The organism is Phenylobacterium sp. Root1290 (genome assembly GCF_001425305.1).
GTDB lineage: Bacteria > Pseudomonadota > Alphaproteobacteria > Caulobacterales > Caulobacteraceae > Phenylobacterium.
Window position 1 is genome coordinate 658,207 of sequence record NZ_LMEE01000001.1, and the last position, 23,557, is coordinate 681,763.

Genomic DNA, 23,557 nt, shown 5'->3' on the forward strand with positions numbered 1-23,557 from the left:
GTTTGCCCTGGTTCGACATCATCGTCCTGGCGGTGCTGCTGACGTCGGCGGCCCTCGGCTTCTTCAGCGGCGCCACGCGCGAGATGGTCCGCGCCCTGTCTTTCGTCCTGGCGGCCGTCGTCGCCGTCTTCGGCCTACGATGGACCGCCCCGATCGGGCGGAGCCTGGTCAGCGACCCCGAGTGGGCCGGCGCGGTGGTTGCGGGCCTGGCCGCCTTCATTGTCGTGTATGCGACATTGCGCATCACCGGCGGGGCCATGGTGCGGGGCGTGCACAGCACCCATGTATTGGGCGTACTCGACCGATCCATCGGTCTCGGATTCGGCTTGGTCCGCGCGCTTGTGGTCCTGGGCGCCCTGCATTTGGCGTTTCAGGCGGCCACCCCGCCCGACCGGGTTCCGAAATGGATGACGGGTGCGGCGTTTTATCCTCTGACGACCGCGGCGGCCAAAGCGTTAAAGGCCTTCGCGCCCAAGGGCTTAGACATGGCAGATAAACTAGCGCCCCAAATTGGGGACGCAGTTCGTGAAGGTTCGGCGACGGACCGGGGTGACTCTGCGGACGCCCAAGGCTATGACCCGCGCGAACGACGCAGGCTGGACGATCTGGTGGAGAAATCCCGATGACTCAGGATCAAGATCGATGGCGCCAGCCGACCTTCCGCGATCCTGACGACGATACTCCCCGGCTCGAGTGCGGGGTGTTCGGCGTCTATGACACCGCCGCCGCCGCGGCCGTCACCGCGCTGGGTCTGCACGCCCTCCAACACCGCGGCCAGGAGGCCTGCGGTATCGCGGTCTTTGACGGCCAGCGCTTTCATACCGAGCGCCACATGGGCCACGTCGGCGACGCCTTCGCCGGCCCCGACCTCGTGGACCGCCTTCCAGGCCACTCGGCCATCGGTCACACCCGCTACTCGACGGCTGGCGGCAGCTTCATCCGCAACGTCCAGCCGATGTTCGCCGACCTCGAGGCCGGCGGCGTCGCCATCGCCCACAACGGCAACCTCACCAACTTCCTGACCCTGCGCGAGCAGCTGGTCGCCGAAGGTGCGATCTTCCAGTCGACATCGGACTCCGAGGTGATCCTTCACCTCCTGGCCCGCTCGCGGAAGGCCAAGTTCGTCGAACGCTTCGTCGATGCGCTCTCCAAGATCGAAGGCGGCTACGCCCTCGTCGCCCTGACGAACAAGAAGCTGATCGGCGTCCGCGACCCGCTGGGCATCCGTCCGCTGGTGCTTGGCGATCTGGACGGCAAGCCGGTCCTGGCGTCGGAAACCTGCGCTCTCGACATGATCGGCGCCAAGTTCGTCCGCGACGTCGAACACGGCGAGATGGTGGTCATCGACCACAAGGGCATCCGCAGCATGAAGCCGTTCCCGGCGGCGCGCGCCCGGCCCTGCATCTTCGAGTACGTCTACTTCGCCCGCCCGGACTCGGTCGTGAACGGCCGCTCGGTCTACGACGTGCGCAAGCGCATGGGCCGCCGTCTGGCCCAGGAGAGCCACGTGCCGGTCGACGTCGTCGTCCCGGTGCCGGACTCCGGCGTTCCCGCCGCGCTCGGCTATTCTCAGGAAACCGGCGTGCCCTTCGAAATGGGCATCATCCGCAATCACTATGTCGGCCGGACCTTCATCCAGCCGACGCAAGGCGCCCGCGAACTGGGCGTGCGCATGAAGCTCTCGCCCAACCGCAATGTCCTGGCCGGCAAGCGCGTGATGCTGATCGACGACTCCATAGTCCGCGGCACCAACTCCGTCCGCGTCGTGCGCATGGTCCGCGAGGCCGGCGCCGCCGAGGTCCACCTGCGTTCGGCCTCCCCGCCGATCATGTGGCCCGACTACTACGGCATCGACATGCCCGACCGCGAGCACCTGCTCGCCGCCAACAAGTCGGTCGAGGAGATCGCCAAGATCCTCGACGTCGACTCGATGGGCTACCTCTCGGTCGACGGCCTCTACGCCGCGATGCAGGCCGACCCGCGCGATCCGGTCAATCCGCAGTTCACCGACCACTACTTCACTGGCGACTATCCGACCCGCCTGCTGGACCGGGAAATCGCCGAGGGCCGCAACGACGGCGCCGACCGCCAGCTGTCGTTCCTGGTCGACGCGTGAGGCTGGACGCCGGAAAGGCTCTCTCCGGCAGAGCCGCGGCGTGAGCGGTTCGGACGCCGATAGCCAGTCCCGGCCAACCCGCTCCTGGCTGAAAACGCTCGGCCTGGACTGGTACATCGCCGCGATCGTCGGGATGGTGGTGCTCGCCTCCATCCTGCCGGCCCGCGGGGCGGCCGCCCCCGTGGTCTCCGATCTCACCAAGGCCGGCATCGCCCTCGTCTTCTTCCTGCACGGCGCAAAGCTCAGCCAGGAAGCGGTGATCAAGGGGCTGCTGCACTGGCGGCTTCACGGCTTGGTCCTGGCCACGACCTTCATCCTGTGGCCCCTGCTCGGCCTCGGCGCCGCGGCGCTTCCGGGGTGGCTGGTTCCGGCCGCTCTGGCCCCGGGCCTGATCTATCTCGCCTGCCTGCCCTCGACGATCCAGTCGGCCATCGGGTTCACCGCGATCGGCAAGGGCAACGTCGCGGCCGCCGTCTGCGGAGCCTCGGTCTCCAACCTGCTCGGCATGTTCCTGACCCCGCTGCTGGTCGGGTTCCTGCTCGGAGCTGAAGGCGGCGGCCTGACGTTCTCGTCGTTCGAGGCGATCCTGCTGCAGCTCCTCGCCCCGTTCCTGGCCGGCCAGATCCTGCGCCGATGGATCGGAGGCTGGATCTCACGCCACGCCAAGCCGCTCGGCATGGTCGACAAGTTTTCGATCCTGCTGGTCGTCTACAACGCCTTCTCCGGCGCGGTCGTCGCCGGCATCTGGTCGAAGGTCTCGGCCTACGACCTTGGCCGCATCATCGTCATCTGCCTGGTGCTGCTGGCCCTCTCGCTCGGCTTCATGATCTGGGTCGCCCGGGTCCGCGGCTTTCCGAAGGAAGACGAGATCGCCATCGCCTTCGCCGGCTGCAACAAGAGCCTGGCGGCCGGCGTCCCGATGGCCGGCGTTCTATTCCCCGCCGCCACAGTAGGGTTCGTGCTTCTCCCGGTGATGCTCTATCACCAGTTCCAACTCATGGTCTGCGCCGCCCTGGCGCAGCGCTATGCCCAACGTCCGCTTCAAGAGCCAAGTCATGACTGAGTCCCTTCCCCTCGACGGCCGCATCGCTCTGGTGACCGGCGCGACCCGCGGCATCGGCCGCGAATGCGCCCTGGCCCTGGCGAAGGCCGGCGCTCACGTGGTCGCCGTCGGGCGCAACCAGGGCGCCCTTGAATCGCTCGACGACGAGATCAAGGAAGCCACCGGCCAGACCGCGACCCTCGTGCCGCTCGATCTGCTGAAGGGCGACGATATCGACGGCCTGGGCCTGGCGATTCATCAGCGCTTCCAGCGCCTGGACATCCTGGTCCACGCCGCCGCCATCCTCGGCGGCCTGACGCCCGTCTCGCACATCGATCCGCCGATGTGGGACCGGGTGGTGAGCGCCAACCTGACGGCGACCTATCGCCTGATCCGCTCCACCGAGCGCCTGCTGCGCGAGTCCGATGCTGGGCGCGGCATCTTCTTCACCTCGGGCCGGGTCGAGCGGCCCAAGGCCTTCTGGGGCGCCTACGGGGCCACCAAGGCCGCCGTCGAGCACCTGGTGCGCACCTGGGCCGACGAGCTCGAGAACACGACCGTGCGCGCGGCCCTGGTCGATCCGGGCGCCATGCGCACCAAGATGCGCGCCGAAGCCATGCCCGGCGAGGATCCCATGGACCTGCCGCATCCGTCGGAAATCGGCCCGCTCATCGTCGAGCTGGCCCAGGCCCAGCTGGGCCTGCCGACCTCTAACGTCCGCTTTTCCGATTGGCAGTCGGCCGGGAAGCTCGCTTCGGCTTGACGCCAGGACGGGCGAGCTTGGCGGCGCGGCCCTTCGGCGTGGGGCCCGCGCCGATCTTCTTGCCCGGCGCGATCTGCTTGGTCTTCGGCTTCACCTTCGGCTTGGGCTTCGGCTTTTCAACCACCTCGGCCTCGACGCCGGCGCCGGCGGACACCTTGGCGCGCACGGCGGCCACGCCCTTCGGCACGGCGACCTTCTTGCCCAGCTTCGGCGCGAAGTTCGGCACGGACGACCGCGGCGCCGGTCCGCCCTTTTCCTCGCCCTCGGCGTAGGGGTTCTTGTTCGACTTCACCGTCAGGCGCATCGGCACGCCCGGCATGTCGAAGCTCTCGCGCAGCGAGTTGATCAGATAGCGGCGATAGTGGTCCGGCAGCTGGTCGGCCCGGCTGGCGAACAGCACGAAGGTCGGCGGGCGCGCCTTGATCTGCGCCATGTACTTCGGCTTCACGCGACGGCCGCCAACGGCGGGCGGCGGGTGCCGTTCCATCGCCATCTTCAGCCAGTCGTTGAGGTCGCGGGTCTTCACCTTGGTGGACCAGTCGCCATGGACCTTGAACACTGAGGGCATCAGCCGGTCCAGGTGCCGACCGGTTTCCGCCGACAGGGCCACGACAGGCGAACCGCGCAGCTGCGGAAGCAGACGACCGGCTTCCTCGGTGATTTCCTTCAGCGTCGCGCCCTGGTTCTCGATCAGGTCCCATTTGGCCAGGCAGAAGACCAGAGCCCGGCCCTCGCGTTCGACCAGGTCGGCGATCTGCAGGTCCTGGATCTCGAACGGATGGGTGGCGTCCATCACCAGGATAACGACCTCGGCGAAAGTGATCGCGCGGATGGTGTCGCTGGTGGAGAGCTTCTCGAGCTTCTCCTGGACCCTCGCCTTGCGGCGCAGACCGGCGGTGTCGACCAGCCGCACCGGGCGGCCTTCCCATGTCCAGTCGACCGGAATGGCGTCGCGCGTGATGCCGGCCTCAGGCCCGGTCAGCAGGCGGTCCTCGCCGATCAGCTTGTTGACCAGGGTCGATTTGCCGGCGTTCGGACGCCCGACAATGGCGATGCGGATCGGCTTTTCGCCTTCGTCCTCTTCTTCCTCGTCCATGTCCGAGTAGACGCCGAGCAGCGCCTGGTAGAGGTCGGCCATGCCCTCGCCGTGCTCGGCGGAGATCGCGATCGGTTCGCCCAGGCCCAGGCCGAAGGCCTCGTTGACACCTATGTCGCTGGCCTTGGACTCGGCCTTGTTGGCCGCCAGGATCACCGGCTTGTCGTGCCGCCGCAGGATCTCGGCGAACACCTCGTCCATCGGGGTCACGCCGTCGCGGGCGTCCACGACGAAGAGCGCCACGTCGGCTTCTTCGATGGCCACGATGGTTTGCTGGCGCATGCGCGATTCGAGGCTGTCGTCGGTGACATCCTCGAAACCGGCGGTGTCGATGAGTTCTAGGTCCAGGTCGCCGATCCGGCCGGAGCCGAAGCGGCGGTCCCGGGTCACCCCAGGCTGGTCATCGACGATGGCGAGCTTTTTCCCCGCCAGCCGGTTGAACAAAGTCGACTTGCCGACATTGGGTCGTCCGACGATAGCAAGCCGCATAGGCATATTGAGTCAGATCCGCTTAGCGCAGCGCGATCAGTTGCGCCTTGTCGGTCGCAACATACACCGTCCCGCCAACGGCGATCGGGCTGATCAGGGTCGGCGAGCCGAGATTGATGGTCTTTTCGACGGCGCCGGTCTTGGCGTTCAGGGCCACGAGCTCGCCGCTCGACCCCGCCACGATCAGCCGGTTGGAGGCCAGCAGCGGGCTCGACCAGATCGGGCGCGTGCTGAACTTCTTCTTGCCGATGCCCATGAAGCCGCCGCCGTACGACTCGCGGTCCTTCCCCAGGTCGGTGATCCAGTAGATCTGGCCGCTCTCGCGCGCCACGCAGATCACTTCGCCAGCCTTGGAGACCACATAGACGACGTCGCCCGCGGGCCACGGCGAGGTGATGCCGGTGACAGGCAGGCTCCAGCGCGCCTGGCCGGTGCGCAGGTCGGTCGCCGCAAAGACGCCCGAGTGGCTCACCGCGAAGACGTCGCCTTGGTAGATGACCGGACGGCCCGGGATGTCCCGGATTTCCGAAAGGGCGTTGTTGCGGTTGGCGCGGCTCAGGGCCTCGTTCCACAGGTCGTTGCCGTTGCCGGCGCGCAGGGCGACCAGTTCGCCCGACCCGAACGACGCCACGACCGTGTCGCCCGAAACCGCCGGGCTGGAAGCGGCCAGGATGCGGGCCGATTCGGACAGCGCCTGATAGGTCCAGCCCTCCGCGCCAGTGCCGGCGTCGAAGGTCAGCAGGGTGTTGTCGATGGCGACCGCGAACACCCGTCCGCCCGACACCGTCGGAGCCGCATGGATCGGTTGTTCGGTCGAGGTCCGCCAGGTGACCGCGCCAGTGTCGGCGTTCAGCTGCGCGGCGAACCGGAAGCCGGAGGTCACGTAGAGCTTGCCGTCGGCCAGGGCGAGACCGCCGCCAAAGGCTTCCTTGTCGCGCTTAGAGTCCGGGCGCAGGTTCGTGCGCCACAGCTGCGAGCCCGATTGCGCGTCGAACGCCGAGACCGTGGCCTCGCCGTCCATCACATAGATCTTGCCGTTGGCCGCGACCGGCGTCGCCGTCACGTGCGCGCCGCGGTCGGAACCCGCGCCGAAACCACGCTTCCAGGCGATGCCCAGATTGCCGCCGGCCTCGACGTGGCCCATCGCCTGCTCGGGCGTGCCGCCCGGCAGCGACCAGCTGGCGTTCACTTCCGGAGTCGGCAGGAAGAAGTCGGCGCCCTTGAGCGCCTCGGCGACTTCCAGCGTCTGGTCGGCGGCGACAATGGCGATGCGTTCGCCTTCGGCGGCGGTTTCCTGCGGGCCTTCATCGCCCTTGTTGAACGGATTCAGCCGATTGACGGTCGAGCAGCCGGTCACGGCGACGCTCGCCGCCAGGAACAGAGCGAGGAGGCTTTTACGGCGCATTGACGTCATTGGGCTCCGGGGGCGGTCGGTTGCGGGGCGGCCTGGGGCGCGAGGCCCGGCGGAACGGCGCCGGGGGCCATTTGCACCGGCGGCGGCAGGGCCATGGCGGCCTTCACGGTCGCCGGAAGGGCCTTGGCCGAGCCGGAGTCGATCAGGGCCTTGGCGGCCTCGGCGCGCTGACGCGCGGCCTCGCCTGCGTCGGCCATCAGGCCGATGACCGCGAAGTCGCTGCGCGCGCCGGCCAGATCGCCGGCCATGAGCTTTGAAAAGGCGAGCGCCTCGCGCGCCTCGGCGCGGTAGGGACGGCCTTCCTCGGTGAGCGGCGTCAGGCGCGCCTCCATGTCCTTGAAGGGAGCCGTGTCGAGCAAGGCGAAGGCGGATTTGAGGCGGGCCGCATCGCCGATGATGTTGTTCGGCGCAGCTTCGGCGGCTTCATCGAACAGCTTCACCGCTTCGGCGGTCTTGTTGTCCGCCAGCTTCAGGCCGCCCAGGTGCTGCAGCGCCAGCGACTTGTAAGCCTTGGACGAACCTTGGCCGACCTCGCCCCACAGGCGGATGGCGTCGTCGCGCTTGCCGCTGTTGAAGGCCTCGATCGCCTGGGCGTACTTCTCGGACGCCTCGGCCGCCGCTTGGCTGCGGAAGTGCTGATAGCCCCACACGGCCAGCGCGGCGACCAGCGCCACGATCAGCACGCCGCCGACGATGGGCAGCACCCTCAGCGCAATCGACTTGTAGCGCTCGGAGCGAAGCTGCTCCTCGACTTCATCAAAGACATCGACCACGTCGGGGGACTCCGCACGAATAGGCGTTAGTGTTCAGAGCGGCGGAACCTATAGCGGTGGGCGCGCGGCTGCAACGCTGGACCGCTGGGCTAGACGCCGCGGACCGCCGGGTTCAGGGCGCGCGCCGCACGATCGCTTCGAATCCCGCCGCGCAATAGTCGAACAGCCGCGCCCGCACCGCCGCCAGGTCGGTCGAACGGCACAGCCCCTCCGACAGCTGATCGATGCGCCCGGTCTCCGACAGCGCCAGCATCATCGACCCGGTCAGGAACTGGTAGCCCCAGTAGAGATCGGGCAGTTCGGCGTCGGGCATCACCCGCCGCAGGGTGTCGATGAACTGGTGGACCACGGGATCGAAGTAGCGGTGCATCGTCTCCCCGCCCCAGGCCGGGGTGTTGTTCACCAGCGCGACCAGGCGGAAATAGTTCTTCCAGCCGGGCTCGCCGGTCAGCGACATCTCGATCAGCGGGTCGATGAAGGCGGCGACCACGCCCTGCGGGGTCATTTCGCCGCCGCTGGACTTTTCGTAGGCGGCCATGGCCTCCAGGCGCACCGTGTTCAGGATCTCGGCCCGCCGTGCGAACACGGCGTCGAACAGGTCGCGCTTGGCCCCGAAGTAATAGTGGATCAGAGCGGTGTCGACGCCGGCCTCGGCCGCGACCTGGCGGGTGGTGACCCCATAGAACCCGTGCCCCGCGAACATCAGCTCGGCGGCGTCCAGGATCGCCCGGCGCAGATCGGGCCCCTCCCCCTTCTTGCGCCGCCCGCGATTGGGCGGCGGCGGCGTGGCCTGGCTCACGACTGCGCCCCCGTCACGCGCTTGGCCAGGCACGTCACGCCCATGTCGGCGGTGACGTTGCCCACTGTGCGGAAGATGTCGGGGATGGTCTCGACCGCCAGCAGGATCGGCAGCAGCTCCAGCGGCACCCCCATGATCAGGCAGATCGGGCCTGTGGTCGTGAAGAAGGTGATCTGGCCCGGCAGCCCGACCGAGGCCAGGCTGATCACGGCGGCCACGCCGATCCCGGCCGCCAGCAGCGCGGCGTTGAGCGGCACGCCGTAGATGTGGGCGCAGTAGATGGCGACGCCGAGGTTCGCCGCCGGGCTGGTGATGCGGAACAGCGACACCGCCAGCGGCAGGACGACCCCGATCATCGATTCGGGCGCGCCCAACTGCCGCGTGCCGGCGATCATCGCCGGCAGGGAGGCGATCGAGGACTGGGTCGAGAACGCCACTGCCTGCGCTGGCGCTGCAGCCCTGGCGAAGGCCGGCAGCGGCACGCCCGCGGCCACGGCGAGCAGATAGGACAGCAGGCCGACCGCAATGCAGACGCCCGACAGGATCACGATGTAGTGGCCCAGCGCTCCGGCCGCGCCGAACCCCGCCTTGGCCCCGACGATCAGCGCCAGGGCGAACACGCCGATTGGGGCGACGAACAAGACCCACTGGACCAGCACCAGCATGGTGTCCATCACCGCCTGGAAGACCGAGACCAGCCCCGTGCGCAGGTCGGCGCGGATACGTGTGACCGCCAGTCCGAACAGCAGCGCGAACACCACCAGCGGCGCCATGCTGGTCTCTGCCGCCGCCTGGATCGGATTGGTCGGGATGAAGGCGCGCAGCCAGGCGCCCATCGTCGGGAAGTCCGGGACCTTCTGGATCGAATGCCCCGCCGCCTCGCGCAGCCCCGCGGCCGCGGCCTGCGGCGCCGGCCACGCCGCCAGCACGCCCGACACCGCCAGGGCCGAGAACAGCGCGCTGGCGACCAGCAGCACCCCGAACATCGCCAGCGCCCGCGCCGCTGTCCCGCCGGCCGCCGCCGTGCCCGCGGCCGACGAAACGCCGACCACCAGCAGCGAGAACACCAGCGGCACGATCGTCATGCGCAGCGCGTCCAGCCACAGTCCGCCGATCGGCTCGGCGACCGCGATGATCCTGTCGATCGCAGGGCTGTCGGCCAGGGCGGCGCCGACCACCAGCCCAGCCACCAGGGCGAGCAGGATACGCACGGTCGTCTGGGCGCCGGCCGCCGAGATCACATTGAGAAGCTTGGCCATCGCACTGAAACTAGTGCGCGTTCGGCCCGCCGCGAAACCGGTTTTCCGTCCTTCGGCGCAACGCCTTGGTCCACGCCCAACACACAGGCGCCGGCGCCGCCTGTCGCGCCCCCATCGGATCAATCTATCTATTCAATAGGATGGATCAATTTTGCAGCCCGCCGGAACGGGCCTAAGCTGCGCCTGCAAGGGAGGACCGGCGATGATCATATCGCTGCCCCCGGTCAGAGCGGACCTTGAAGCCGTCGGCCGGAGACTGAAAGCCGTACGCGAGGCGCGAGGCCTGGCGCTGGGCGAACTCGCCGATCAGTCCAGGATTTCGCAAGCGGAGCTGTCGATGGCCGAGCACGGCCGGCTGCGGCTGGACTCCGCCCAGCTCCACGCCCTGATCGCGGCGCTCCACGTCTCGCCCCGGATCCTGTTCGAACCGGGGCTGGACGTATCGGGCCTTAGGCGGCTCTAGCCGGCCTTGGCGAAGTAGATCTCGGCCGGGCCGGGGAAGCGGCGGGCGCGCACGTCGTCGGCATAGCCGGCGACCGCCTTGCTGATCTCGCCGCGCAGGTCGCCGTAGCGGCGCACGAACTTCGGCGTCCAGTCGAACAGGCCCAGCATGTCGTCGGTGACCAGGATCTGGCCGTCACAGCCGGCCGACGCGCCGATGCCGATGGTCGGAACCGTGATCGCCTCGGTGATCTCGCGCGCCAGTCCCTCGGCCACGCCCTCGACCACCACCGCAAAGGCCCCGGCCTCGGCGGTGGCCTTGGCCTCGGCCAGGATCCGGGCGCGCTCGTCGCCGCCCTTGCCCTTGGCCTTGAAGCCGCCGTCGACGTGAACCGCCTGCGGGCGCAGGCCGACATGGCCCATCACCGGGATCCCGCGCTTGACCAGATAATCGATGGTCTCCACCACCGTCGGCCCGCTCTCGACCTTGATCGCCTGGGCCCCGGTCTCCTTCATCACCCGCGCCGCATTGGCGTAGGCGACTTCGGGCGCACCTTCATAGGAACCGAACGGCATGTCGACCACGACCATCGCGCGCTTCGCCGTCCGCATGACCGCCTGGCCGTGCAGGATCATCATCTCCAGCGTCACGCCGACCGTGTTGGGCAGCCCGTGCACCACCATGCCGACCGAGTCGCCGACCAACAGCAGGTCGCAGTGCTCATCCAGCAGCTCGGCCATCGGGGCCGTGTAGGCCGTGAGGCACACCACCGGCACCCCGCCCTTACGCGCGGCGATATCCGGCGCCGCAAAGCGCCTGACCATTTCCTGACGCTGAGCCGACATGCCTAGAACTCCTCGAACACTCTGGTCACCACGAAGCCGATGGCGAGCACCGCCATTCCGCTGGCGATCCATACCACGGATGAGCCCGCCGGCAGCGCCGCAAGCAGATCCGACCTGGGCGCCAATTGCTGCACCCCCACCTGAAGCAGCCGCGTGGAGCCTTCCGAGGCGTTTTCCACCTGGGTGACGAAGTTCGACATGATCAGCTGACTGGCGCCGACCACCCCGCCGGCCAGGCCCGCGGCCCCGATCGTCCAGCGCCGGATGTTCCAGCCGCGATCCAGCTTGCGCTCTACAGACGTGGCGAAGGCCTTCTCGTCGGAGAAGGCCGGGGGCTCTGCGAAAAGGCGTTCAAGACGCCGCTCGAACTCGAGCTCAGCCATTCTCGCGCCTCCCTTCCAACTCGGCGCCGGCGACCGGCGCCAATCGCGCTCTGAGTTTCTCCAGACCACGTTTGACATGGGACTTGACCGTTCCAAGCGGCAGATTCAAGGCGTCGGCGGCCTCCGCGTGCGAAAGCCCCGCGCCGTAGCACATGGACACGCAGATCCGTTCCGCCGCGCCCAGCGTACGAAGCGCCTCGTCCAGGTCGATCCTGCCGGCTGCGTCCGGCGTCGGCGCGGTCTCGGCGCCGTCGTCGCTGGCGGCGGCCAGCGCTGCGATGCGGCGTTCGCGCTGCAGGCGGCGCAGATAGGCCCGCGCGCCGATCTTCCGGACCCAGGCGACGAAAGTCCCCTGCCCGCGGAACTCGCCGATCCGCTCGAACGCGGTCAGGAACGCATCCTGCGCCACATCGTCCGCCTCGGCCGGCGCCGCGCCCATGCGGCGCAGCAGCCCGCGCACGGCCGATCCGTGCCGGCGGACCAGCTCGCCGAAAGCCGCACGATCCCCCGCCGCCGCCAGGGCGGCCAGCTCCACATCGTGGGAATTCGTCAGCCTTGTGTTTTGAGAGCCCGACATCTGGGGCTTTCCCCTCCCCTTCGAGGGTTACTTGCCGCGGGAAATGAACGAGAGCGCGATCAGCGCCAGCCCGATGAAGCCGGGGAAGGCCGCGATCCCCAACAGCGGATAGAGCGCGTCGGGCTCCTCGAACTGGATCGCCATTCCCATGGCGGCGAAGCCGACCGCCACGCCCAGCCAGATGATCCCGGCCCGCATGTCGCGATAGGGCGAGGGCGCGGCCTTCACGTCGCTGGTCAACGCCTGGATGACCTCCGGCGGCAGCTCGGCGCCCTTCTCGATCGACGCGCGCAACGTCTCCTGAAGCTTCTGGCGCTCCTGGCTCTTCAGGTATCGCGGCACGATGACGATCGCGGCGATCATGGCGAAGAAGCCCAGCGGAATTAGGATTTCCATCCTGCTTATCCTTCTCTCAGTGCGGGTGGCTCATTCGGCCCCGTTCTGAAGGGAAGAGGCGCCGGGCTATGCGTATAGATGCAGATGGCGGCATGAAATGTTCTTCATGTTTCCTGGCGGGCGCCGCCGGCCCGCCGAAACTCAGCTGAACATCGCCCCATAGGCCTCGGGCTTGAAGCCCACCAGCAGCTTGCCGTCCACGTCCAGCACGGGCCGCTTGATCATCGACGGCTGGGCCAGCATCAGGGCGATGGCCTTGTCTTGGTTCAGGTCGGCCTTGTCGGCGTCCGGCAGCTTGCGGAACGTCGTCCCCGAGCGGTTCAGCAGGACGTCCCAACCGACCTGACCGGCCCACCGCTCCAGATGTTCGCGATCGACGCCGACGGCCTTGTAGTCGTGGAAGCCGTAGGTGACGCCGTGATCGTCCAGCCAGGTGCGCGCCTTCTTCATCGTGTCGCACGCCTTGATGCCATAGATCGTGATGCTCATCGGTCGAATCCGCTTGGGGTTTGCACGCCTCGACTTAACCTCGCCCGGCCTGCGCGACAAAGAAAAGGCCCGGCAGGAGCCTCCCGCCGGGCCTCGTCCGATCCGTCGCTGAAGCCCTAGCGGGCGGCGACGATGATGATCTCGACCTTGTAGGCCGGCGTGGCCAGCTTGGCCTCGCCCGTGGCCCGCGCCGGCGCATCCTTGCCGTCGACCCACTTGTCCCAGACCGCGTTCATCTCGGCGAAGTCGGCCATGTCGGCCAGCCAGATGGTGGCGGTCAGGATCTTCGACTTGTCGCTGCCGGTTTGCGCCAGCAGCTTCTCGATCGAGGCGAGCACCGCCTGGGTCTGGACGGTGACGCTCTCGCCCGGGGCGCCGACCTGGCCGGCCAGGTAGACGGTGTCGCCGTGGACCACGGCCTGGCTCATGCGGGGGCCGGCTTCGATACGTTCGATCGCCATGGGGCTCATTTCCTTCTCAGTTTGAATATCGCGAGATCGCCAGATCCCGTGTGTCGATGGCGCTCGCCGCGCCGCTGATCACGTCGGCGATCACCTGCCCTGATCCGCAGGCCATGGTCCAGCCGAGGGTGCCGTGTCCAGTGTTCAGGAACAGCTTTCCGATCGGCGTGGCGCCCACCACCGGCGTGCCGTCCGGGGTCATCGGGCGCAGCCCCGACCAGAAGCTCGCCGCGGCGGCGTCGCCCGCCCCAGGGAACAGGCTCTGCATGGAATGCTCCAGCGTGCGCCGGCGGCGGGGGTGCAGGTCGTTGTTGAAGCCCGAGATCTCGGCCATGCCGCCGACCCGGATGCGGTCGCCCAGCCGGGTGATCGCCACCTTGTAGCTCTCGTCCAGCAGCGTCGAGACTGGCGCGCGCTCGGCGTCGAGGATCGGCGCAGTGATCGAATAGCCCTTCACCGGATAGACCGGCAACCGCATCCCGAACGACGCGACCAGGGCCGGCGAATAGCTGCCCATCGCCACCAGGAAGGCGTCGGCCGTCACCTCGCCGCGGCTGGTCCGCACAGCGGCGACCGCGCCGCCCTCTTTGCGCAGACCTTCGATGGCTGTGTCGAACTGGAAGTCGACCCCCATCCCCTTGGCGATATCGGCCAGGGCGTTGGTGAACTTGAAGCAGTCGCCGGTCTCGTCGTTGGGCAGCCGCAGCCCCCCGACGATCGGCTCCAGCGCATTGGCCAGGCCAGGTTCGGCGCCGACGCAGCCCGCCGCATCCAGCACCTCGTAGGGCACGCCATAGGACTTCAGCACCTCGACGTCCTTGCCGATGCCGTCCATCTGCGCCTGGGTCCGGAACAACTGCAGGGTGCCGCGGCTGCGTTCGTCATAGGCGACGCCCGTCTCGGCCCGCAGCGCGATCAGCAGGTCGCGGCTGTACTCCGCCAGCCGCACCATTCGGCTCTTGTTGATCGCGTATCGTCCCTCGGTGCAGTTGCGCAGGGTCGAGAGCAGCCAGCCGATGGTCGCCACGTCGAACTTCGGCTTCAGGATCAGCGGCGCGTGCTCCATCAGCAGCCACTTGACCGCCTTGGCCGGAATGCCCGGTCCCGCCCACGGAGAGGCGTAGCCCGGCGAGATCTCGCCGGCATTTGCGAAGCTGGTTTCCAGCGCTGGTCCGGCCTGCCGCTCGATGACAGTGACCTCGTGACCGGCCTTGGCCAGATAGTAGGCGGACGAGACGCCGATGACCCCGCCGCCGAGCACTGCCACCTTCATGCGTCAATCTCCACGCAAGCGCCCAGGTAGGTGCGCGAGAAACGCCGTGCCAGCCCGGTCAGAATTTCATAAGCGACGGTCTCGGCCGCGCCCGCCAGCGTCTCCAGCGACTGGTGGGGACCGATCAGCTCGACGAAGTCCCCTTCGGCCAGCGCGCCTTCAGGCACGGCGCTGACATCCAGCGTCATGCTGTCCATCGAAACGCGCCCGACGATCGGCAGGCGCACCTCGCCCAGATAGGCCGCCGCGCGGCCGCCCAGTCGCCTGGGCCAGCCGTCGGCATAACCCACCGAGATCGTCGCCAGGCGCCGCCGTTCTGGCGCGACATAGGTCAGGCCATAGCCGACGCCCGCGCCCGCCTCGACGCTGCGAAGTTGGATCACCCGCGCCTCCAGCCGGACCACGGGGCGCACCGGCCGCTCCACCCCCTCGATCGGCGAGGCGCCATATAGCGCCAGGCCCGGTCGCACGAGGTCTTCGCCGAAGCTGGGTGAGATCCATACCCCCGCGGAGTTGGCGATGGACCGCGGGACGCCGGGGCCGATCCGATCGGCCAGCGCTTCGAACCGCGCCAACTGCTCCTGGTTCGAGGCGGCGTTCGGCGTGTCGGCGCAGGCCAGATGGCTCATCACCAGCACGACGTCGACGTCCGCAGGGAAGCCGTCCGGCAGCCTCTCGATCTCGTCGGCCGAGAACCCCAGGCGCGACATCCCGCTGTCCACCTGGATGACGGCCGCCAGCTTGCGGCCCTGACGCCGCGCCTCGGCCCGCCAGCGCTCGGCCTGCGGCAGCGAATTGAGCACCGGGATCGCTTTGGCCTGGACGCAGGCCTGCTCGGCGCCGGGCGCCAGCCCGTTCAGCACATAGAGCTTCGCGTTCGCTGGCAGGCTGGGCCTCAGCGCCAGCGCCTCGGCGATCATGGCCACGAAGAAGTCCCGGCACCCGGCGGCGGCCAGTTCCTGCGCGACGCGCTCGGCGCCCAGGCCATAGGCGTCGGCCTTCACCACCGCGGCGGTGTGCGACGGGGCCGCCTTCGCGGCGATCAGCTCATAGTTGGCGCGCAAGGCGGCGAGATCGATGGTCAGGCGGCCGCCGGCCAAGGCTTCGGCAACGTCCTCGAAATTCGCCATCCCATGCCTCCCGCGCGTCGCGCCAAGCACAGGCTACTCGAAGATAATTCGAACGTTTCGCCTAATGTCCGTATACTCAAGCGCTCAAGACCGATTTGCGCACATATCCGCCACCTCGACGCAACACATGACCATTTCCCTCGACGATACCGACCGCAGCCTCATCCGACTCCTTCGACTGGACGGCCGGCGACCGAACAGCGAACTGGCCGCCGAGGTGGGGCTCTCCGCCTCCGCCTGCCTGCGGCGAATCCGGATGCTCGAGGAACGCGGCGTGATCCGTGGCTACACCGCCATCGTGTCCGCGCCCGACTCCGGCGAGCGGATCATCGCCATCGTGCGCCTGACGCTGGAGAAGCAGACCGAGGAATACCTGCGCCGCTTCGAGGCCGCCGTCCGCGAGCATCCCGAAATCGAGGAGTGCTACCTGATGACCGGCGACGTCGACTACATCCTGCGGGTCTCAGGCGCCTCGACCGCGGACTACGAGGCGATCCACACCGACATCCTCTCGCGCCTGCCCGGGGTCGCGCGCATCCATTCCAGCCTGGCGATGCGCAACGTCCTCCAACACCGCCCGACGCGCCGCAAGGCCGGCTGAACGTCGAAGCCGGCCACCGGCCCGGGCCCGCGGCCGTCCACGTCGGTAGGTTTCGTCCCGCCGATCGCCCTGTTCGTAGAATTCTGCTTCAGCCGCGGGACCGCCCGCGAGATGGGGGCCCGCTGGCGTGCACGCTGATCGCCGGCGCGGTGGGGCAAATCTGCGCCGCCGTTCAGACACGGGGATCTGGAGGATCGCTTTGCGCACTTTGCCGGCACTCGCCATCGGTTTGATGCTGTCGACCACCGCGGTCCCCGTCGTGGCCGAAGCCGCCCAGTGCACGCGCGGCTGGTCGGGCTCGGTGCAGTACTCCCGATCCCAGGCCAACAGCAGCTCCAAGACGGTCGAGCGCGTCTCCCGCAAGGGGACCGACACGACGAACTGGTCGATGACCTACGAATATGCTGCGCAGGTCGCGGTTCGCCCTGCGCCGGAGCCGGAGTTGAGCCTCGGCCGGGCGAACATCAGCCTGAGCTCGATCTCGACCGAGACCACGGCCGCCAAGGACCAGCACATCTGCCCCCACACGCAGACGGCGCGCACCATGTCGGGCAATTTCGTCACCAAGAGTGAGACCCGCGCGAACGGCAGCGGACTGGAGGCCGGCGTCGACATCAGCATGGACTCTGATGGGACCTATCGCGTCGGCGTCCTGCTCCCCGAGATGAAGGGCACCGTCTCCGGCTCGAACTCAGCGAGCTACAGCGGCCAGTGCACGCCCAAGAAGGGCGTGAACCAAAGCATCCCTGACACGCCCACGACCATCGACGCCGTGCGCTTCTCCAGCAGCGGCGAAGACCGGGCCCTGCCCAATGATCTCGACCGGCTGAACGGCAGCCACTCCGTCACCTACTCAGGCGTGACGGAAACGCTGCGCTGGAACCTTCGCCGCTGCGGCGGCGACCTGCGACTGATCGATGTGAAGTTCGAGGACATGCGCTTCCCCACCTGGGACGCCTGGCAGGACATCGTGGAGCAGAAGGGCACCGTCGACGGCAATATCGTCCGGATCACCGCGGTCGTCGCCAATGACGGTCCCGAGGAGAAGTCTGCGACGGTCAAGTTCCGCGACACCTACAAGGGCGACAAGTGGGACAGTGCGCGCCCCGACGGCCTGTTGGAGGAGCTTTCGGTCAACGTCCCCGCGGGCGAGCAGCGCGAAGTGACGTTCAAGTGGGATTCCTCGGGCTACGCCTGGTTCGACGACGGGCGGCCGAGATTGATCCAACGCATCAAGGCCGAGGTCGAGGACGCCGGCAAGAAGGTCGACGACATGACGCGCAACCTGAAGGTCGCGCCCAAGCCGCTGGTCCTCGTTCACGGCCTCTGGTCGAACTGGAGGGCCTGGGAGTCCTGGCAGAACATCCTGACCACCACCCACTCCTACGACTGGAAAGCCTTCCCTGTGGGCGAGAAGGCCCAACACGGCCGAATGAGGACCGGCGAGGAGATGGGTAATTTCGATCCGACCAACACCATCGCCCAGAACGCCGTCGAACTCGGGCAGTACGTCAAACACGCCCAGCAGGACCGCAACGCCTGGCACGTCGATCTCGTCGCGCACTCGATGGGCGGGCTGATCAGCCGGCGCTACATCCACGCCTCCATGCCAAGCTATCCGGACGGCAAGCCGCAGGTGGCCCACCTGGTCATGCTCGGCACGCCCAACATGGGCAGCCGCTGCGCGGACATGATCAGCGCGCCCTTGGAAACCGCCGGCCAGTCGATGGATGCGCTGCGCGAACTGCGGCCAAGCGTGGTCGAGCAGTTCAACGCGGTCCACACCGAGCGCAAGGGCGTGGAGTTCTCGGTTCTCGCCGGAAATCCGCTGCCGGCCATCTGCTACATGTACGCCGACAACGACGGCGTGGTGACCGTCCCCTCAGCGACCTGGCAGATCACGGACGTTGAGCAGCAGGGCGTCCTGCACACCAGCATGACCGGCACGGAAGGCTTCGCCTCGTTCGTGAAGCCGCGCGTCGCCATCGGGCCGAAGAAGGCGGCTGAGAGCGTCAAGCTCTCGGCGCTCGCCTCGCCGCTCAATGCGCTCGCTTCGGGGCTCGACGCCGCCGAAGGCGGTCGGACGGACGCCGCCTCGGTCAAGCCGGACTTCTCGCAGATCGTGAAGCTTGCGCCGGGCCAGACGCTGAAGGTCGCCATCCCGGTTCGCGACGCCCGTGACTTCGGCATGACCTTCGTCGCCGCAACCAAGGTCTCGGCGACTCTGAGCGACGACAAGGGCGCGGTGGTGGGGACCAACCTGACCGGCAAGCCAGAGGCCAGCCAGATTTTCCGATCTCTGCTCGTCGACCGGCCGGTCGCCAAGGCGACCTGGACGCTCACCCTGCAAAATGCGGACGAGGTCGAACGGCAGGTCGTGCTCTCGACCTGGTCAAGGCCGAGCTGACGGCAGGTTTCTGCGACTGGCGGCGGAAAACCTGCCGCTAGTCGCCTATTCCCACTCGATCGTGCCGGGCGGCTTGGAGGTCACGTCGTAGACGACGCGGTTCACGCCGCGCACCTCGTTGATGATCCGCGTGGCGCAGCGGCCGAGAACTTCCCAAGGAAATTCAAAGAAGTCGGCCGTCATCCCATCCGTCGAGGTGACGGCCCGCAGGGCCAGCACGTCCTCGTAGGTGCGCGCATCGCCCATCACGCCAACCGTCTTGACCGGCAGCAATACGGCGAAGGCCTGCCAGATGCTGTCGTAGAGCCCGGCCTTGCGGATTTCCTCAAGATAGATGGCGTCGGCCTGCTGCAGCACGGCGACCTTTTCCTTGGTGATCTCGCCAGGAATGCGGATCGCCAGGCCCGGCCCCGGGAACGGATGGCGGCCCACAAAGGCCGGCGGCAGGCCCAGCTCGACGCCCAACGCCCGCACCTCGTCCTTGAACAGCTCGCGCAGCGGCTCGACCAGCTTGAGCTTCATGTAGTCCGGCAGGCCGCCGACATTGTGGTGGCTCTTGATCACCGCCGAGGGACCGCCGCGGGCCGAGACGCTCTCGATCACGTCGGGATAGAGCGTGCCCTGGGCGAGGAAATTGGCCCCGTCGATCTTGGCCGCCTCCTTGTCGAAGACGTCGATGAACAGGCGACCGATGGTCTTGCGCTTGGTTTCCGGGTCGGAAATCCCCGCCAGCTCGCCAAGGAAAAGATCACCGGCATCAACATGTACCAGCGGAATGTTATAGTGATCTCGGAACATGGTCACGACCTGCGTGGCCTCGTCCTTCCGCAGCAGCCCAGTGTCCACGAACACGCAGGTCAGCTGATCGCCGATCGCCTCGTGGATCAGCACCGCCGCCACCGATGAGTCGACGCCGCCGGACAGGCCGCAGATCACCTTGCCCTCGCCCACCTGGTCGCGGATCTTCTGAACCATCTCGCCGCGGAAGGCGGCCATGGTCCAGTCGCCCTTCAGGCCGGCGATCTTGTGGGTGAAGTTGCGCAGCATCAGCGCCCCACGCGGGGTGTGCGCGACCTCAGGGTGGAACTGGATGCCGTAGAAGCGCCGGCCCTCGTCGGCGATCACCGCGAACGGCGAGCCCTCGGACACCGCGACGGTCTCAAAGCCCATCGGCAGCGCCGTGACCTTGTCGCCATGGCTCATCCAGACGGTTTCGCGATGACCGATCCCACCAAAGCCTTCCAGCAGCGGGCTTTCCTTGACGATCTCGATCTCGGCGCGGCCGAACTCGCGGGTGGTGCCCGGCTCGACCTTGCCGCCCAGCTCGGCGCACATGGTCTGCTCGCCGTAGCAGATGCCCAGCACCGGGACGTCCAAGGCGAAGACCTTCTTGGTCACCGCAGGGCTCTCGTCCTCGTGGACGCTGGCCGGGCCGCCTGACAGGATCACCGCCTTGGGACCGAAGGTCTCAAGCATCGCCTCGACCTTGTCGAAGGGATGCACCTCGCAATAGACGCCGCTCTCGCGCACCCGGCGGGCGATGAGCTGGGTCACCTGGCTGCCGAAGTCGACGATCAGGACGCGTTCGTGGGCTTGTTGAGTCATTGCGGGGTCCATTTGGCGCGCTCAAGCACCGAGACGAAGAAGCCGTCCGTGGCCGAGCTGCGGGGCGAAAGACGAAGGTATCCTTCCGCCGTCAGATGACGGGTCAGGTTCGGGTTGGAAGTGGCCGGGACCACGCTGAAGTCCATCCAGCGCTCAAGGAAAGCCGCGATGCGGTCCTCGTCCTCTTCCGGCAACACAGAGCAGGTGACGTAGACGATGCGGCCGCCCGGCTTCACGAACTGGACGCCCCGATCGAGGACCTCGTCCTGGTCGGCGATGCGCTGGGCGAGCGTGGCCGGCTTCAGCCGCCACTTGGTGTCGGGGTGGCGGCGCCAGGCGCCCGTTCCGGTGCACGGCGCGTCTATGAAGACCACGTCGATCTTGCCGTCCAGGCCCTTCAGGGCGTCGGGATAGATCGGGGAGCGAACCTGCAGATTGCGCACGCCGGCGCGCTCGGCGCGGCGCACAGTGTCGGCCAGCCGACGCGCCTCGCTGTCGTAGGCGTAGATCTGGCCCTTGTTCGCCATCGCCGCCGCCAGAGCCAAGGTCTTGCCCCCGCCCCCGGCGCAAAGGTCGAGCACCTGGGCGCCCTTGATCTGGCCCGCCGCCTCGGCGGCGATCTGGGAGGCGAGGTCCTGGACCTCGAACCAGCCCTTGGAGAAGGCCGGAACCGCTTCCAGCGATTGGCTACGCTGGCTGGGATCAGGCGCTGCGATACGCAAGGCGTTCGGCAACACGCCGGTCGGCTCGGCGTTTAGCGGGGCAAGCGCCTTCAGCGCCTGCTCGGCGTCGGTCTTCAGGGTGTTGACCCGGAGGTCCACCGGCGCGCGCTCGGAGAGCATGGCGCCCTCCAGGGCCGCGTCGTGGCCAAAGGCCCGCGCGAACGACGGCTGCAGCCACTCGGGATAGTCGCCGCGGATCGACGGCGGCGCATCGGCCAGCTCGCGCGGCTGCACCAGCGCGGCGTGTTCGGCCTCGCTGAGCGGCCCGGGCCCATGGGGTGCGTCGCCCGCAGCTTCCGCAATCCGCTCAAGCGGCCAATTCCACAGGACGTGCAGCGCGCAAAGGACCGCGGCCCGCGGACTGTCGTCGCCCATGCGCCAGGCCAGCGAACGGCGGCGACGCAGGACATCGAGCACCAGGCCGGAGACCCAGGCCCGGTCCTTCGATCCAGCAAACCGGGACGCATCACCCCACGCCTTCAACGCCAGCTTCACAGGCCGGTGGCGCGTCTCGACGTCGGTGAGGATCTCGATGGCTGCGGAGAGGCGTCCGCCGTCACGCAAGGGCTGTTCTCATAGTCAGAGGAAGATGGCGGCCACGACCGCCAATGTGCCGCCGAACCCTACGAACCAGACCAGGCTGCGCGCAAAGGGAACGGCGAGGATGTAGGCGATCGGATGAAAGGCGCGAGCGATGACATAGAGCAGCGAGCCCCACATGGTCAGGTCGCCCAGCTTGGCCGCGAGGTACGCCACGACCACCGCCGCGGCGTGAAGCGGAAACGTCTCCATGAAATTGGAGAACGAACGCTCCAGCCGCGCGGCGTTTCCGGAAAGCGGCCGGGGCTCGTCACGCGGCCCCCTGCCCCACTCCAGGCCTTGCTGGCCCCGAGCCGCGGCCGCCGCCCAGATCAACTGAACAAGGCCGATGATCACGGCCACGCCCAGAAGCTTCAGTTCGACGGCCATGGTCATCAGACCGGGCTCGTATAGTTCGGCGCCTCGCGGGTCATCATCACGTCGTGAACATGGCTCTCACGAAGCCCCGCGCCGGTGATGCGGATGAACCGCGCCTTGTTGCGGAAGGTTTCGAGATCGCCCGCGCCCACATAGCCCATGGCCGCCCGCAGGCCGCCGACCATCTGGTGCAGGATGGCTCCGATCGGCCCCTTGTAGGCGACCTGGCCCTCGATGCCCTCAGGCACCAGCTTCAGCGCCGAGACTTCCTTCTGGAAGTAGCGGTCGGCTGAGCCATTGGCCATGGCGCCCAGCGAACCCATGCCGCGATAGGCTTTGTAGGAACGGCCCTGGTAGAGGAACACCTCGCCTGGCGCCTCATCGGTGCCGGCGAAGGCCGAACCCATCATGGCCACGTGCGCGCCCATGGCCAGCGCCTTGGCCAGATCGCCCGAGTACTTGATGCCGCCGTCGGCGATGACTGGGACGTCCGTACCCTTGGCGGCGCGGACGGCGTCGGCGATCGCGGTCAGCTGCGGCACGCCCACGCCCGCGACGATGCGGGTGGTGCAGATCGAGCCAGGCCCGATGCCGACCTTCACGGCGTCGGCGCCGGCGTCGATCAGGGCGCGAGCGCCTTCATAGGTGGCGACATTGCCGGCCACGATCTGAACGCGGTTGGTCTCGCGCTTCAGCCGGCCAACGGCCTTGGCGACGTCGGCGTTGTGACCGTGCGCGGTGTCGATCACCACCACGTCCACACCAGCGTCCACCAGTGCCATCGAGCGTTCATAGCCCGCATCACCCACGGTCGAGGCCGCGCCGACCAGAAGGCGCCCTTGAGCGTCCTTGGCGGCGATCGGATAGGCCTGGGCCTTCTCCATGTCCTTGACGGTGATCAGGCCGACGGCGTGATAGGCCTCGTCGACGACGATCAGGCGTTCGATCTTGTGCTTGCGCAGCAGCTCGCGCGCCTCGGCCTGGCTGACGCCTTCGCGGACAACGATGAGGTTGTCCTTGGTCATCAGTTCCTTGGCCGGGATATCGTCGCTGCCTTCGAAACGCATGTCGCGGTTGGTCAGGATGCCGACCAGCTTGCCCGTGCCAGGCTCGACGACCGGGAAGCCCGAGATTTTGCGGCGCGCCTTGATCTCGCGAACTTCGCGCAGCGTCGTTTCCGGGTGAATGGTCAGCGGGTTGATGACCATCCCGCTTTCGTAGCGCTTCACCTCGCGGACCTGGTCGGCCTGCTCCTCGACGGTGAGGTTCCGATGCAGAACGCCCAGACCGCCGGCCTGGGCCATGGCGATGGCGAGGCGGCTTTCGGTGACCGTGTCCATGGCGGAGGACACGAGGGGAATATTGAGACTGATTTCGCGGGTGAACTTGGTGGCGGTGTCCACCTGGGTAGGCATCACGTCGGACGCACCCGGTTCCAGCAAAACGTCGTCGAAGGTGAGACCTTCGCGAATGTCCATGTAAGGCTCCATTTTGCGAGCCGCGTATAAGCCCTCTCGG

The 23,557-nt window shown here is 67.8% G+C and carries 24 protein-coding genes; 7 read left to right on the forward strand and 17 right to left on the reverse strand.

The annotated features are described in order from the left end of the window. Positions 1-2 precede the first annotated feature (2 nt). The 4 genes from ASC79_RS03175 to ASC79_RS03190 are packed head-to-tail and all read left to right on the forward strand — an operon-like array spanning position 3 to position 3,921. Positions 3-626, forward strand: coding sequence for a CvpA family protein (locus ASC79_RS03175; protein WP_056019558.1), 624 nt, complete (start codon positions 3-5; stop codon positions 624-626). Continuing rightward, on the forward strand, positions 623-2,116 hold the full coding sequence (purF, locus tag ASC79_RS03180; RefSeq protein WP_056019561.1) for an amidophosphoribosyltransferase: 1,494 nt from the start codon (positions 623-625) through the stop codon (positions 2,114-2,116). The genes ASC79_RS03175 and purF overlap by 4 nt, the downstream gene beginning before the upstream one ends. Before the next feature lie 40 nt (positions 2,117-2,156). Further along, positions 2,157-3,179, forward strand: a complete 1,023-nt coding sequence (locus ASC79_RS03185) for a bile acid:sodium symporter family protein (protein ID WP_056019564.1) — start codon at positions 2,157-2,159, stop codon at positions 3,177-3,179. Continuing rightward, a complete protein-coding gene (locus tag ASC79_RS03190) occupies positions 3,172-3,921 on the forward strand; it encodes an SDR family NAD(P)-dependent oxidoreductase (protein ID WP_056019566.1) in 750 nt (249 codons plus the stop codon). Before ASC79_RS03185 ends, ASC79_RS03190 begins: the two co-directional genes overlap by 8 nt. Here ASC79_RS03190 and der read toward each other — a convergent pair. The 5 genes from der to ASC79_RS03215 all read right to left on the reverse strand — a co-directional run bounded on the left by der (position 3,869) and on the right by ASC79_RS03215 (position 9,751). Further along, positions 3,869-5,512 (reverse strand): ribosome biogenesis GTPase Der, encoded by a 1,644-nt coding sequence (gene der / locus ASC79_RS03195; RefSeq protein ID WP_056019568.1) that lies wholly within the window; start codon positions 5,510-5,512, stop codon positions 3,869-3,871. The two genes, ASC79_RS03190 and der, sit on opposite strands and share 53 nt — an antisense overlap. A 16-nt stretch (positions 5,513-5,528) precedes the next feature. Continuing rightward, positions 5,529-6,920 (reverse strand): PQQ-like beta-propeller repeat protein, encoded by a 1,392-nt coding sequence (locus ASC79_RS03200; protein WP_056019570.1) that lies wholly within the window; start codon positions 6,918-6,920, stop codon positions 5,529-5,531. Then, positions 6,917-7,693 carry a tetratricopeptide repeat protein gene (locus ASC79_RS03205; RefSeq protein ID WP_056019573.1) on the reverse strand — a complete coding sequence of 259 codons (777 nt, stop codon included), beginning with the start codon at positions 7,691-7,693 and terminating at the stop codon, positions 6,917-6,919. The genes ASC79_RS03200 and ASC79_RS03205 overlap by 4 nt, the downstream gene beginning before the upstream one ends. Positions 7,694-7,805: 112 nt before the next feature. Continuing rightward, complete coding sequence (locus ASC79_RS03210) at positions 7,806-8,492, reverse strand: TetR/AcrR family transcriptional regulator (protein ID WP_056019576.1); 687 nt, start codon at positions 8,490-8,492, stop codon at positions 7,806-7,808. Continuing rightward, on the reverse strand, positions 8,489-9,751 hold the full coding sequence (locus ASC79_RS03215; RefSeq protein WP_056019579.1) for a dicarboxylate/amino acid:cation symporter: 1,263 nt from the start codon (positions 9,749-9,751) through the stop codon (positions 8,489-8,491). The genes ASC79_RS03210 and ASC79_RS03215 overlap by 4 nt, the downstream gene beginning before the upstream one ends. Positions 9,752-9,953: 202 nt before the next feature. Between ASC79_RS03215 and ASC79_RS03220 the strand changes: the two genes are divergently transcribed. Then, positions 9,954-10,214 carry a helix-turn-helix domain-containing protein gene (locus ASC79_RS03220; RefSeq protein ID WP_056019582.1) on the forward strand — a complete coding sequence of 87 codons (261 nt, stop codon included), beginning with the start codon at positions 9,954-9,956 and terminating at the stop codon, positions 10,212-10,214. On the opposite strand, the gene panB is transcribed toward ASC79_RS03220, so the two are convergent. The 8 genes from panB to alr all read right to left on the reverse strand — a co-directional run bounded on the left by panB (position 10,211) and on the right by alr (position 15,747). After that, positions 10,211-11,038: a 3-methyl-2-oxobutanoate hydroxymethyltransferase gene (gene panB / locus ASC79_RS03225; RefSeq protein WP_056019585.1), complete on the reverse strand. Its 828-nt coding sequence runs from the start codon at positions 11,036-11,038 to the stop codon at positions 10,211-10,213. The two genes, ASC79_RS03220 and panB, sit on opposite strands and share 4 nt — an antisense overlap. A gap of 2 nt (positions 11,039-11,040) precedes the next feature. After that, a complete protein-coding gene (locus ASC79_RS03230) occupies positions 11,041-11,421 on the reverse strand; it encodes a hypothetical protein (protein ID WP_056019589.1) in 381 nt (126 codons plus the stop codon). Continuing rightward, entirely contained in the window at positions 11,414-11,998 is a 585-nt protein-coding gene (locus ASC79_RS03235) for an RNA polymerase sigma factor (protein ID WP_056019592.1), read from the reverse strand. The genes ASC79_RS03230 and ASC79_RS03235 overlap by 8 nt, the downstream gene beginning before the upstream one ends. Positions 11,999-12,025: 27 nt before the next feature. After that, a complete protein-coding gene (locus ASC79_RS03240; RefSeq protein WP_056019596.1) occupies positions 12,026-12,394 on the reverse strand; it encodes a DUF6249 domain-containing protein in 369 nt (122 codons plus the stop codon). Positions 12,395-12,535: 141 nt separating this feature from the next. Continuing rightward, a complete protein-coding gene (locus tag ASC79_RS03245) occupies positions 12,536-12,883 on the reverse strand; it encodes an ArsC family reductase (RefSeq protein WP_056019599.1) in 348 nt (115 codons plus the stop codon). 116 nt (positions 12,884-12,999) lie between these two features. Then, complete coding sequence (locus tag ASC79_RS03250) at positions 13,000-13,344, reverse strand: RidA family protein (protein ID WP_056019601.1); 345 nt, start codon at positions 13,342-13,344, stop codon at positions 13,000-13,002. 16 nt (positions 13,345-13,360) lie between these two features. After that, positions 13,361-14,617 (reverse strand): D-amino acid dehydrogenase, encoded by a 1,257-nt coding sequence (locus tag ASC79_RS03255; RefSeq protein WP_056019604.1) that lies wholly within the window; start codon positions 14,615-14,617, stop codon positions 13,361-13,363. Further along, entirely contained in the window at positions 14,614-15,747 is a 1,134-nt protein-coding gene (alr, locus tag ASC79_RS03260; protein WP_056019607.1) for an alanine racemase, read from the reverse strand. Before alr ends, ASC79_RS03255 begins: the two co-directional genes overlap by 4 nt. 127 nt (positions 15,748-15,874) lie before the next feature. Here alr and ASC79_RS03265 point away from each other — a divergent pair, with 127 nt between their 5' ends. Both ASC79_RS03265 and ASC79_RS03270 read left to right on the forward strand, forming a co-directional pair. Next, positions 15,875-16,348: an Lrp/AsnC family transcriptional regulator gene (locus ASC79_RS03265; protein ID WP_056019610.1), complete on the forward strand. Its 474-nt coding sequence runs from the start codon at positions 15,875-15,877 to the stop codon at positions 16,346-16,348. A gap of 199 nt (positions 16,349-16,547) precedes the next feature. Then, on the forward strand, positions 16,548-18,755 hold the full coding sequence (locus ASC79_RS03270) for a triacylglycerol lipase (protein WP_156378314.1): 2,208 nt from the start codon (positions 16,548-16,550) through the stop codon (positions 18,753-18,755). 45 nt (positions 18,756-18,800) lie between these two features. Here the strand turns inward: ASC79_RS03270 and guaA are convergent, their stop codons facing one another. Genes guaA through guaB form a run of 4 tightly spaced genes read right to left on the reverse strand, consistent with a single transcriptional unit; the run spans position 18,801 to position 23,517 of the window. Continuing rightward, positions 18,801-20,360: a glutamine-hydrolyzing GMP synthase gene (guaA, locus tag ASC79_RS03275; RefSeq protein ID WP_056019616.1), complete on the reverse strand. Its 1,560-nt coding sequence runs from the start codon at positions 20,358-20,360 to the stop codon at positions 18,801-18,803. Beyond that, positions 20,357-21,646 (reverse strand): RsmB/NOP family class I SAM-dependent RNA methyltransferase, encoded by a 1,290-nt coding sequence (locus ASC79_RS03280; protein WP_056019619.1) that lies wholly within the window; start codon positions 21,644-21,646, stop codon positions 20,357-20,359. The genes guaA and ASC79_RS03280 overlap by 4 nt, the downstream gene beginning before the upstream one ends. A 15-nt stretch (positions 21,647-21,661) precedes the next feature. After that, positions 21,662-22,057, reverse strand: a complete 396-nt coding sequence (locus ASC79_RS03285; protein WP_056019624.1) for an MAPEG family protein — start codon at positions 22,055-22,057, stop codon at positions 21,662-21,664. After that, positions 22,057-23,517 (reverse strand): IMP dehydrogenase, encoded by a 1,461-nt coding sequence (gene guaB / locus ASC79_RS03290; RefSeq protein WP_056019627.1) that lies wholly within the window; start codon positions 23,515-23,517, stop codon positions 22,057-22,059. Before guaB ends, ASC79_RS03285 begins: the two co-directional genes overlap by 1 nt. Positions 23,518-23,557: the final 40 nt, after the last annotated feature.

What these genes read in the sequence shown, in the direction of transcription:
- purF (WP_056019561.1), top strand. Translation starts at nt 623, where the DNA reads ATGACTCAGGATCAAGATCGATGGCGCCAGCCGACCTTCCGCGATCCT.
- ASC79_RS03190 (WP_056019566.1), top strand. Translation starts at nt 3,172, where the DNA reads ATGACTGAGTCCCTTCCCCTCGACGGCCGCATCGCTCTGGTGACCGGC.
- der (WP_056019568.1), bottom strand. Translation starts at nt 5,512, where the DNA reads ATGCCTATGCGGCTTGCTATCGTCGGACGACCCAATGTCGGCAAGTCG.
- ASC79_RS03200 (WP_056019570.1), bottom strand. Translation starts at nt 6,920, where the DNA reads ATGACGTCAATGCGCCGTAAAAGCCTCCTCGCTCTGTTCCTGGCGGCG.
- ASC79_RS03215 (WP_056019579.1), bottom strand. Translation starts at nt 9,751, where the DNA reads ATGGCCAAGCTTCTCAATGTGATCTCGGCGGCCGGCGCCCAGACGACC.
- ASC79_RS03220 (WP_056019582.1), top strand. Translation starts at nt 9,954, where the DNA reads ATGATCATATCGCTGCCCCCGGTCAGAGCGGACCTTGAAGCCGTCGGC.
- panB (WP_056019585.1), bottom strand. Translation starts at nt 11,038, where the DNA reads ATGTCGGCTCAGCGTCAGGAAATGGTCAGGCGCTTTGCGGCGCCGGAT.
- ASC79_RS03230 (WP_056019589.1), bottom strand. Translation starts at nt 11,421, where the DNA reads ATGGCTGAGCTCGAGTTCGAGCGGCGTCTTGAACGCCTTTTCGCAGAG.
- ASC79_RS03235 (WP_056019592.1), bottom strand. Translation starts at nt 11,998, where the DNA reads ATGTCGGGCTCTCAAAACACAAGGCTGACGAATTCCCACGATGTGGAG.
- ASC79_RS03240 (WP_056019596.1), bottom strand. Translation starts at nt 12,394, where the DNA reads ATGGAAATCCTAATTCCGCTGGGCTTCTTCGCCATGATCGCCGCGATC.
- ASC79_RS03245 (WP_056019599.1), bottom strand. Translation starts at nt 12,883, where the DNA reads ATGAGCATCACGATCTATGGCATCAAGGCGTGCGACACGATGAAGAAG.
- ASC79_RS03250 (WP_056019601.1), bottom strand. Translation starts at nt 13,344, where the DNA reads ATGGCGATCGAACGTATCGAAGCCGGCCCCCGCATGAGCCAGGCCGTG.
- ASC79_RS03255 (WP_056019604.1), bottom strand. Translation starts at nt 14,617, where the DNA reads ATGAAGGTGGCAGTGCTCGGCGGCGGGGTCATCGGCGTCTCGTCCGCC.
- alr (WP_056019607.1), bottom strand. Translation starts at nt 15,747, where the DNA reads ATGGCGAATTTCGAGGACGTTGCCGAAGCCTTGGCCGGCGGCCGCCTG.
- ASC79_RS03265 (WP_056019610.1), top strand. Translation starts at nt 15,875, where the DNA reads ATGACCATTTCCCTCGACGATACCGACCGCAGCCTCATCCGACTCCTT.
- guaA (WP_056019616.1), bottom strand. Translation starts at nt 20,360, where the DNA reads ATGACTCAACAAGCCCACGAACGCGTCCTGATCGTCGACTTCGGCAGC.
- ASC79_RS03285 (WP_056019624.1), bottom strand. Translation starts at nt 22,057, where the DNA reads ATGACCATGGCCGTCGAACTGAAGCTTCTGGGCGTGGCCGTGATCATC.
- guaB (WP_056019627.1), bottom strand. Translation starts at nt 23,517, where the DNA reads ATGGACATTCGCGAAGGTCTCACCTTCGACGACGTTTTGCTGGAACCG.